Origin of the sequence: Bradyrhizobium sp. UFLA01-814 (genome assembly GCF_046718885.1) — a bacterium.
GTDB classification, from domain to species: domain Bacteria; phylum Pseudomonadota; class Alphaproteobacteria; order Rhizobiales; family Xanthobacteraceae; genus Bradyrhizobium; species Bradyrhizobium elkanii.
In genome coordinates, this window is sequence record NZ_JAQOSR010000236.1 from 1 (window position 1) to 10,330 (window position 10,330).

The 10,330-nt window shown below is 64.7% G+C and carries 9 protein-coding genes; 4 read left to right on the forward strand and 5 right to left on the reverse strand.

The genetic code is table 11. The features are described from left to right. Together PMN64_RS39450 and PMN64_RS39455 are read right to left on the reverse strand one after the other, a co-directional pair. Positions 1 to 726 (reverse strand): carboxyl transferase domain-containing protein (locus tag PMN64_RS39450; protein ID WP_411784663.1); only part of this gene is annotated, 726 nt, incomplete at its 3' end. Next, entirely contained in the window at positions 656 to 1,630 is a 975-nt protein-coding gene (locus PMN64_RS39455) for an IclR family transcriptional regulator (RefSeq protein ID WP_028344644.1), read from the reverse strand. The genes PMN64_RS39450 and PMN64_RS39455, both read right to left, overlap by 71 nt. A gap of 129 nt (positions 1,631 to 1,759) precedes the next feature. On the opposite strand from PMN64_RS39455, the gene PMN64_RS39460 reads away from it, so the two are divergent. The 4 genes from PMN64_RS39460 to glsA all read left to right on the forward strand — a co-directional run bounded on the left by PMN64_RS39460 (position 1,760) and on the right by glsA (position 7,389). After that, positions 1,760 to 1,981 (forward strand): acetyl-CoA carboxylase biotin carboxyl carrier protein subunit, encoded by a 222-nt coding sequence (locus PMN64_RS39460; protein ID WP_016847177.1) that lies wholly within the window; start codon positions 1,760 to 1,762, stop codon positions 1,979 to 1,981. 153 nt (positions 1,982 to 2,134) lie between these two features. Next, a complete protein-coding gene (locus PMN64_RS39465; RefSeq protein WP_028344643.1) occupies positions 2,135 to 3,298 on the forward strand; it encodes a TAXI family TRAP transporter solute-binding subunit in 1,164 nt (387 codons plus the stop codon). A gap of 145 nt (positions 3,299 to 3,443) precedes the next feature. Continuing rightward, positions 3,444 to 5,507 (forward strand): TRAP transporter permease, encoded by a 2,064-nt coding sequence (locus PMN64_RS39470; RefSeq protein WP_411784664.1) that lies wholly within the window; start codon positions 3,444 to 3,446, stop codon positions 5,505 to 5,507. Between the two features lie 22 nt (positions 5,508 to 5,529). Next, positions 5,530 to 7,389 (forward strand): glutaminase A, encoded by a 1,860-nt coding sequence (gene glsA / locus PMN64_RS39475; RefSeq protein WP_028344641.1) that lies wholly within the window; start codon positions 5,530 to 5,532, stop codon positions 7,387 to 7,389. A gap of 197 nt (positions 7,390 to 7,586) precedes the next feature. Here glsA and PMN64_RS39480 read toward each other — a convergent pair whose 3' ends face one another. The 3 genes from PMN64_RS39480 to PMN64_RS39490 all read right to left on the reverse strand — a co-directional run bounded on the left by PMN64_RS39480 (position 7,587) and on the right by PMN64_RS39490 (position 10,187). Continuing rightward, positions 7,587 to 8,114, reverse strand: a complete 528-nt coding sequence (locus PMN64_RS39480) for a carboxymuconolactone decarboxylase family protein (RefSeq protein WP_028344640.1) — start codon at positions 8,112 to 8,114, stop codon at positions 7,587 to 7,589. Between the two features lie 580 nt (positions 8,115 to 8,694). Continuing rightward, positions 8,695 to 9,054, reverse strand: a complete 360-nt coding sequence (locus PMN64_RS39485; RefSeq protein WP_028344639.1) for a Zn-ribbon domain-containing OB-fold protein — start codon at positions 9,052 to 9,054, stop codon at positions 8,695 to 8,697. Next, the gene (locus PMN64_RS39490) at positions 9,051 to 10,187 is read right to left on the reverse strand and encodes a thiolase family protein (protein WP_028344638.1); all 1,137 of its coding nucleotides are present in this window, start codon (positions 10,185 to 10,187) and stop codon (positions 9,051 to 9,053) included. Before PMN64_RS39490 ends, PMN64_RS39485 begins: the two co-directional genes overlap by 4 nt. Between the last annotated feature and the right edge of the window lie 143 nt (positions 10,188 to 10,330).

Here is a 10,330-nt window from a genome sequence, read left to right on the forward strand (position 1 = left end):
CGCCTCCTCTTCGGTCTCGACGGCCTGATCGATCGCGCCGGCGCGAGTCTGGATGTCGGCGCCGCCGAGCTCCTGCTTGGTCAGATCCTGCCCCAGGCGCTTCACCACCGGCGGGCCGGCGACGAACATCGCGGAGCTCTTGGTCATGACAGAGTAATGCGTGGCGGCAAGCCGCGCGGCACCAAGGCCCGCGACCGAGCCGAGCCCGAGGCCGACCACCGGCACGCGTGCCAAATTGGCGGTCGTGTACCAGTACCAGCGCGTGCCGCCGACGCCGCCGGGAAGATTGGCCGCGCCCCTGGTCTCGATCGTCTTCACCGAGCCGCCGCCGCCGGAGCCCTCGATCACGCGAACGATCGGCAGGCGGAAGTCGTGCGCCATCTCCTCCGCCATCAACGGCTTGGCGGAAATCGATGCATCCGCCGAGCCGCCGCGCACGGTGAAGTCGTCGCCGACCACGACCACGGTGCGGCCGTCGACCCTGGCGCGGCCGAACACGCAGTTCGCCGGCGTCAGATGCTTGAGTTCGTTGCTCTCGTCATATTCGGCGATGCCGGAGATGGCACCGACCTCGTGGAAGCTGTTCTGGTCGACGAGCTTGTCGATACGCTCACGAACCGTGAGCCGGCCCTGGTCGCGTTGCCGCTTGACCTTGTCAACGCCTCCCATCTCCCGCGCGAACGCTTCGCGGCGGGCGAGGTCGTCGAGTTCCGGCTTCCAGTTCATTCACTGCTCCCGTCTTGAGGATTTTGTTGTTGTTATGGGCGGTCACCGGAAGCGTCTTGCGCTCGATCCGATTGCTGAAGATGTCGCCGTCGGCGCCTTCGAGCAGGCTGCCGAGCGCGGCGGCGAGTTCGACCATTTGCGGCGCGACCTCGCGATGCAGCCGCGCCTCATCATACATCGCCGAGAGCAGGCCGATCGTGGTGACCACATAGGTCTGATACTGCGGCGACCACAGCGGCACCGCGACGCCGTTGATGTGCGGGCTCCACAGGCCGCAGGCGACGACGTAGCCGTGCTCCTGCAAATGCCGGCGGTTGGCCTCGATGCGCGGCGTCAGCATCTTGGCGCTTTCGGGCAGCTCGCCTTCCATCTCCGCGATCAGCGCGTCGCCGATCGCGGGATCGAGTGCGGCCGTATAGGCGTGGCCGGCCGCGGTGGTCGCCATCGAGATGCGGCTGCCGGTGGCCTCATGCAGGCCGAGCGCGTTGGCCGCGCGGGCGAACTCCAGATAGACTAGGTGAAAGCGATCGGGGATGACGAAGCCCACCGTGCCGGGCAACTGATCGGCGACATCCTGCAGGCGCAGCCGGATCAGATTGCGCAGCTGCAGCCCCTTCATCATCGTGGTGCTCATCGCGACCGCGCTCGGGCCGATGCGATATTTCTGGTCGCGCGGCAGATAGACCAGCTGTCCCATCCGCGTCAGCGTGTGTGTCAGTCGCGACACCGTCGAACGCGGCAGGCCGCAGCGGTTCGAGATCTCGAGATTGCCGAGCCGGGCTTCGTGTCCCTCGAAGCACCGCAACACGTCAAAGGCGCGCGACACCACCTGGATGACATCGCCATCGCCTGTCTCGCTGGCGAGCATTCCCTGCCTGCTAAGCCGTTCCGAGCGCCTTCCCATCTGTTTGGCTCCATTCCGTCCTGCGGAATAAAATTCCACTTGCAGAAGAAGCTACCTCAGGCAATCTGCCGCCACAACAAAAAGCCGTTCGCCGGATGAAATTTCCGCAAGACGGTATCGGAGAGTGGAATGCCAGAGATCAAGGTTGTGACCGAAGTTGCCGGGCGCGTTTGCGCGCTTCCTGTCGAGACCGGCAGCAGCATCGGCAATGGCGACGAGATTGCGTTCGTCGAAGCGATGAAGATGGAAATACCGGTCACGTCGACGGCAGCAGGCAAAATCAAGTCGATTTTGGTCAAGATCGACGATGTCATTGCCGAAGGCCAGGCGGTCGCGATCGTCGAGACCTGAGATCCCGTCCTTGCCGTCCGGCCGCGACAATCTGTCCGGTGATGCCGCGGCCGAAATCGCCGGCTTGCGCCGGAGGTAGCGTTGCCATCGCCGGATCACGATGCAATCATCCCGCCCGGAAAAGTTTCGCACAGCGAAACAAAGGGAGGAATTATGATCCATCGGCTGATGGCGCTCGCGCCTGCCGCTCTTGCCGGCATTTCGATCTTCGCTGCCCTGCCTGCCTCGGCCGAGGACATCAAGCTGCCGCCGACCATGGCGGTGACCGCCTACGACACCGGCACCGCCGGCTTCAACATCGCGGTCGGCGTCGGCAAGATGATGAAGGACAAATACGGCACCGACGTCCGCGTGCTGCCGGCCGGCAACGACGTCGCGCGGCTCGCGCCGCTGCGCGCCAAGCGCGCGGTCTCCTCGGCGATGGGATCGGGTACCTATTTCGCGCAGGAAGGCGTGTTCGAGTTCGGCGCCAAGGAGTGGGGCCCGCAGCCGCTGCAGCTCATGCTGTCGTCGGTCGACTGCAATTGCGGCGCGCTCGGCGTGGCAGCCGATGCCGGCGTCAAGGAAATGAAGGACCTTCGCGGCAAGCGCGTCGGCTTCGTGGTCGGCTCGCCGGCGCTGAACCAGAACTCGCTCGCGATGCTGGCGTTCGGCGGCCTCACCCAGAAGGACGTCAAGATCGTCGAGTTCGCAAGCTACGGCGCGATGTGGAAAGGCCTGATCAACAATGACACCGATGCCGCGTTCGGCACCACGATCACCGGCCCCGCCAAGGAAGCCGAGACCTCGCCGCGCGGCCTGATGTGGCCGCCGCTGCCCGCCGACGACAAGGAGGGCTGGGCACGGGTGAAAAAGGTCGGCTCGTTCTTCTTCCCGCAAACCGCGACATGCGGCGCCGGCATCTCGCCGGACAAGCCGATCCAGCTCGGCAATTACCCCTATCCGATCTTCGTCGCCTATGCCGCGCAGCCGGCCGATCAGATCTATGCGATCACCAAGGCGATGATCGTCAACTACGACGCCTACAAGGATTCGGCGCCCGGCGCCGCCGGGCTCGGCGCCGACCGGCAGACCAAGAACTGGGTCGTTCCCGTGCATCCCGGCGCGGTGAAGGCGCTCAAGGAAGCCGGCCACTGGAGCGACGATCAGGAGACGCACAACAACGCGCTTTACAAGCGCCAGGAGGTGCTGGCCGCCGCCTGGACGGATTACGGCAAGTCGAACCCGCCGTCGGACGACAAGGCCTTCCTCGATGGCTGGATGAAGGCACGCGCGGCCGCACTTGCGAAAGCCAATATGCCCAACGGCTTCGAGTGAGACCCGCCAACGCGCGATGAGATCGGGTTAGTCGTCATCGCGCTTCAGCTCGTTTGAGCATGATGTTCCCGGAAAACTGCTTCGGACTTTTGCGGATCATGCTCTAGGCTATGGGCAAAAACGGACAACATTTGGGGGATGCGTAATGCCCGAGAACGCCGCGGCTGCGCCTGCGAAAAGAATCGAGTTTGAAGATCCGCATGCCGGTCTCGACAATCTGCAGGAGGCCGAGGTCACGCGCGTGCGCACCCTGCACGGCGCGTGGCGCTGGGCGCTGGTGGTCGCAACCGCCGCAACCATCCTGCTCTGCATCAACCAGCAATTCTCGCTGCGCTTCTTCATCGACTATACCCAGCTCAACACCGAATATTTCTATCTCTTGATCGCGCTGATGCTGCCCTTCACGTTCCTGATCTTCCCCGGATCGGAGCGCGCGCCGCTGAACCGCATTCCCTGGTATGATCTCGCGCTTGCCGTCGCGACCTTCGCCGCCTCGATCTGGCTGATGCTGAACGTGCGCAAGGCGGCGCAATATGGCTGGGAGTCCGACGGCGCCCCGCGGAACGTCATCATCGCCGGCCTCGTGATGTGGGTGATGCTGATGGAGGCGCTGCGCCGGACCGGCGGCTGGAGCCTCTTGCTCAGCGTGCTCCCCTTCACCGTCTATCCGCTGTTCGCCGAGGCCAGCTGGCTCGGGCCGTTCCGCGGCTCGCAGCTGACGCTCGACCAGACCACGGCCTATCACGTGCTGTCGGGCGAGAGCCTGCTCGGCATTCCGATCCAGGCCTTCGCCGACACCGTGATCGGCTTTCTGGTGTTCGGCACCGCGCTGATGATGACCGGCGCCGGAAAATTCTTCATCAACCTCGCCTTCGCGCTGTGCGGCACGTTCCGCGGCGGCGCCGCCAAGGTCTGCATCTTCGCGTCCGGCCTGCTCGGCATGATGTCGGGCTCGATCGTCTCCAACGTGCTGACCGCCGGCACCATGACGATCCCGGTCATGAAGAAGAGCGGCTTCCGCGCCTCCTATGCCGGCGCGATCGAGGCCTGCGCCTCCACCGGCGCCGTGCTGGCGCCGCCGGTCATGGGCGCCACGGCGTTCGTAATCGCGCAGTTCCTCAATATCAGCTACGCGGAGGTCGCGGTGGCCGCGATCATCCCTGCGGCGCTCTACTATGTCGGCCTGTTCATGCAGGTGGATTCCTACGCCGCGCGCCACGGGCTGAAGGGAATTCCGCGGGCCGAGCTGCCGCGGGTGATGGATACGATCAAGAACGGCTGGTACTACGTCTTCGTGATCGCGCTATTGATCGTGATGCTGCTGTATTTCAAGCGCGAAAGCCACGCGCCGTTCTACGCCACCGCGCTGCTGCTGGTGCTCAACCAGATCTTCTCCAAGGAGACCCGCTGGACGCTCGCGACGATCGGAAAATTCCTCGAGGTCAACGGCCGCACCTTCGTCGAACTGGTCGGCATCCTCGCCGGTTGCGGTCTCCTGATCGGGGCGTTCTCGATGACCGGCGTGGTCTCGAGCCTTGCCAACGATCTGTTGACGCTTGCCGGCGACAACGCGTTCCTGCTGCTCGCGATGTGCGCCTTCACCAGCCTGATCCTCGGCCTCGGGCTGACCACCACCGCCTGCTACATCTTCCTCGCCATCCTGGTCGCGCCCGCGCTGGAGAAGCTCGGGCTCAACCGGATGGCGGTGCACATGTTCATCTTCTATTGGGGCATGCTGTCGTCGATCACGCCGCCGGTCGCGATCGCCTCCTTCGCCGCCGCCGGCATTGCCGGCTCGCCCGCGATGAAGACCGGGTGGGAATCGATGTGGGTCGGCAGCATCATCTATTTCATCCCGTTCTTCTTCGTGCTGAACCCGGCGCTGGTGATGCAGGGGCCGAGCCCCTATCTCGCCGGCCTCGGCCTGATGGCGCTCGCGGCGTGCGGCACCCTGTTCATTTGCGGCGGCATCCAGGGCTACCAGGCCTTCGTCGGCGACCTCCGCGGCGCCGGTGCCCTGGAATGGCCGCTCCGGGTGCTGCTGGTGATCGGCGGCTTCGTGCTCGCGACGCCCGGCGGCGGCATCAACCCGCTGTCGCAGCTGCAGGTGTCGCTGCTCGGGCTCGCGATCCTCGCCCCGACGGTGCTGATCGCCTTGCTGCTGGTCCGCCGCCAGGCGCTGGTTCCGAACCAGTTGCGCGCGCCCTGATTGCGTTGCACAACAGGAGGCGATGAAACGATCGCCTCCTCCCGTCACCGCCACCACCACGGCCTGGTCCAGCTCGAAGCCGCCGCTGCTGCGGTTTCTGCACACGTGTTACGCAGACTTCCTGCCGGAGGCGGCCGGCGCGGTTGCCGACTACATCCCCGAGCTCGGCAAGGCCGACCCTGCGCATTTTGGCATCAGCCTGGCGACGCTCGACGGCCACGTCTACGAGGTCGGCGACACCAGGGTGCCGTTCACCATCCAGTCGATGTCGAAGCCGTTCGTGTTCGCGCTGGCGCTGGACACGCTGGGTGCCGAACGGGTGGAAAGCGTAATCGGCGTCGAGCCGTCCGGCGACCCCTTCAATTCGATCCGGCTCAATGCCGACAACCATCCCTTCAATGCGATGGTCAATGCCGGCGCGATCGCCTGCTCCGGCCTGCTCCACGCCGACAAGGGCGACGGCGCGTTCGACTATATCCGCCATGCGCTCGGCCGCTTCGCCGGCCGTGAGCTCGATGTCGACGAGGCGGTCTACGCCTCCGAGAGCGCCACCGGCGACCGCAACCGGGCGATCGGTTATCTCCTGCGCACCAACAGCGTGATCACCGAGAACGTGCCTGCGGTGCTCGACGTCTATTTCCGGCAATGCTCCATCCTGGTCACCGCGCGCGACACCGCCGTGATGGCGGCGACGCTCGCCAATCGCGGCATCAACCCGCTGACCGAGGAGCAGGTGGTGACGCCCTACGCCATCGCGCGCACGCTGTCGGTGATGACCTCGTCGGGCATGTACGACTACGCCGGCGAATGGATCTACCGCGTCGGCATCCCCGCCAAGAGCGGCGTCGGCGGCGGCATTCTGGCGGCGCTGCCGGCGCGGCTCGGGCTCGGCAGCTATTCGCCAAAACTCGACAAGCACGGCAACAGCGTGCGCGGCATCAAGGTGTGCGAGACGCTGTCGGCGCATTACGACCTGCATATGCTGAACCGCAGCGACGACGCGCGCCACAGCATCATCGCCGACTACAATATCGGCAAGAACCCGTCGCGGCGGGTGCGCCGGCCGCAGGAGCAGGAGATCCTGGCAAGGCACTTCCAGGAGGTGCGCGTGATCGAGCTGGTCGGCACCCTGTCGCTCTCCAATGTCGACTATGTCTCGCGCCGCCTCGCCGGCAGCCCGCGGCCGGAATTCGTGATTTTCGATTTGCGCCGCGTCACCGCGACGACCCGTGCGGGCGCGAGGCTGGTGGCCGAGGCCTTCCAGGAATTGGCCGAGCTCGGCGTCACCGTGATCCTCTCCGGCATCAAGCGGACCTCGCGCGAATGGGCCACGATCAGCGAATGGACCAGGCGGCTCGGCAATATCAGGGATTTCTACCTGCTCGACACCGCGATCGAGTGGGCCGAGGACCAGATCGTCTACCGCTATGGCGGCTCGATCGACTTCCTCGAGACGACAGATCTTTCCGAGCAGCCGCTGCTCGCCGGATTGAGCGAACAGGAGATCGCCGACCTCACCCCGCTCTGCACGATCAGGACCTACCAGCCCAATGAGAAGATCATCGCCGCGGGCAGCCAGGCGACCTCACTGTACTTCCTGCGCAGTGGCGTGGTCCACGTCACCCTGCCCGACGGCATCCGGCTCGCGACGCTGACCGCCGGCATGGCGTTCGGCGAGATGGCGTTGTTGGAGCCGAAGCGGATCGCGGACGTGGTCGCCGACATGTCGGCGACCACCTACGAAGTGACGATCGAGGATTTCGAGCGCTTCCGCGAGCAGCATCCGCGCGCCGGCGAGCGGATCATGCGCAACCTCGCGCAAATCCTCGCCGAACGGCTGATCCTCGCGAATGCCAAGGTCGATCTGCTGACGTCGGGATAGGTCTTGTCGTCGGAGGTTGTAAGCTCGTCTCGCTCTCGCAACCCGTCATGCCCGGGCTTGACCCGGGCATCCACGTCTTGGTCTCCCATTGACGAAAGACGTGCATGGCCGGGTCAAGCCCGGCCATGACGTATGGTAAGCCCTAGTCCAGCAAAGCTGGCAACAATGCAAGTGGAGACAGGCTCGAGTGCTCGCGCCTAGCTCACCACTTCCGTCACCGGCTGCATGTCGATCTCGAACGTCTCGAGAAATTTCGACGTCATGATGTAGAATCCGACCGAGAGCTGCAGCTCGATCAGCGCGGCCGGCGTCAGCTTCGCCGCGATCGTCTTGAAGGCCGCGTCGGTCGGCTTCTTCAGCTTGACGATCTCGTCGGTGAAGGCGAGCGCCGCGCGCTGCACCTCGTTGAAGCAGGTCGCGGACTGCCAGTCCTCGAGCGCGGCGTTCTGCTCGTCGGTGACGCCGACGTTCTTGCCGATGCGCTTGTGCGCGACGATCTCGTAGGGCGCCTCGCAGAGAATGCCGGTGCGCGTGATCGCAAGCTCGCGGACGACGGGATCGAGCTCGCCCTTGTGGCGGATCGCGCCGCCGAGCCGGCAGTACTGTTCAAAGTAGCTTGGCGAATGCGCCATCATGCGAAAGATGTTGGCGTTGCGGTTCTTGTCGAGGATCTCGCGGGTACGCGGGCTTGCCTTCGCGGGATCGGAGTAGTCGATACGGGCCATTTCCTAACCTTGATCTTGCTGTCGTTTCTGTCGGGTTCCGAAACACTAGAGCCTTTTCCGTTCCGATGAAATCGGAACGGGGCTCTAGATCCTTGTTTTGACGCGTTTTCTCCACGCGAACCGGTATCCACTTCGCTCGAAAACGCTCTGTACGGGCTGCTGTCGCAGGAGCAACACGCGCGAGTCAAATTGCCGCCGCATTCCCAGACAACCTTGTCACAGTCGATATTCGCTGAGTGGGGACTCGTCAAAAGCGAATGCTCGACGCGGGGTGTTCCGAGTAAAAAATCTGGCCGTCTTGCGCGCAATTCGCGCAACGATGAGTCACGCCCAAGTCTAGGGGAAACGCATGAAGGAAGCCACCAAGAGGGCGGCCTCGGAAGCGCTTGCGCAAATGCTGGCGGTGACGGCGATGCTCGTCATCGCCAGCTTCATCTTTTATTGGCACTGAGGCATGATCCGGAAAAGTGTGTACCGGTTTTCCGAAAGATCATGCCCAAACAGGTTATCCGCGAACTATGAGGGGCAAGAGCGAACCAGTTCAGCTTGGTCTTGCGTTCTGACTGGATCGTTCAGCCCCTCATTTCGCCTTTGCGAAATAAGGAACCAGCCGTCCCGCGAATTGCGTGAAGCGCGCCGCGACCTTGTCGCCGATGGCGAGGTCGTTGTCGCCATGGGCCATCATGCGAAAGCCCTCGTCGGCATCGACAAGCACGATGTTGTACGGCACATGCGCCCGCGTCTCCGGCGTCGCGGCGCGGCAGACCAGCGAGGTCGCATACACCGTCCCTGCCCCGCTCGCGCGATGCTCGGCAAGATCGGGCGAACCGCAGGCCGCGCAAAAGCTGCGGCGGAAATATTGCCGCGCGCCGCAGGCGTTGCAGGTCTGGTAGACGATGGCTTCCGCGCCCTTGGTCCAGTCCGCGATCGGTCCGCTCATCGCACGCGCTCCAGGAACATGCTGACATGCGACGACAGCACCCCGCCGTCGCCGTGCAGCAGCGCGACCGAGGCGTCGCGCACCTGACGATTTTCGGCGCGGCCGGTCATCTGCAGATGGGTTTCGACCAGATGCGCCATCGCACCGCCGACGCCGCAATGGCCGTAGCTGAGCAGGCCGCCATGGGTGTTGAGCGGCATTTCGCCATCCTGATTGAAATAGCCGGCGCGCACCCGCGCCGCCGCCTCGCCGCGTCCGGCAAGGCCGAGATCCTCCAGCAGCATCGCGAGCGTGATCGTGAAGCTGTCATAGACCGCGGCGTAGCGCACGTCCGAGATCGCGATGCCCGACACGTCTTTCGCCTTCGCGATCGAAATCTCGGCGCCGAGCTCGGTGAGCGCGGGCGCGGCGGTGATATGCTGATGGGTATGCGCCTGCGCACAGCCGCGGACGCGGACCCGCCGCTCGCCGGTCGGCTCGCGGCTGATCACGCAGGCCGCGCCGCCGTCCGACACCGGGCAGCAGTCGAGCAATTTGAGCGGCATCGCCACGGGCTTGGAGGCCATCACGTCGGCAACCGTGATCGGCTCGTGGAATTGCGCGCCGGGATGCGTCAGCGCGTGCTTGCGCATCAGCACCGCGAACTCGGCGAGGTCTTCCTGCGTGAGGCCGTATTCATGCATGTAGCGCGTCGCGACCAGGCCGTAATAGGCCGGGATCGTCGGCCCCAGCGTCACCTCGTAGTCGGGATGCCCGACCTGGGCCAGCGCCTGGATCGAGGCGTCGCGGCTCTGCCCGGTCAGCCGGTTCTCGCCGCCGACCACCAGCACGTGCTTTGCGACGCCGGCGTCGACAAGGTGATGCGCCAGCATGGTCATCGCAAGCCCGGTGGCGCCGCCGACCTGCACGGCGTGCGCGTAAGACGGGCGAATGCCGAAGTGCTCGGCGAATACAGTGGCCAGCATGATGTGCGGCGAGACTGTGGAGTAGCCGCACAGGATGCCGTCAATGTCGGAGCGCTTCAGCCCGGCATCCGAGATCGCAAGCTCGGCCGCCTTGCTCATCAGGTCGAGCGAGGACAAGCCCTCATGCTTGCCGTAGGACGTGAGGCCGACGCCTGTGACAAAGCTCATCTGTTCACCTCCCCTTCCAAAGGGGAGGTCGGCTTGCGCAAGCAAGCCGGGTGGGGATCTGTCTCCACACCACCCGCTCTCGCCTGTGGCTGACCCCCACCCCTGTCTCTTATACACATCTCCGAGCCCACGAGACTTAGGAT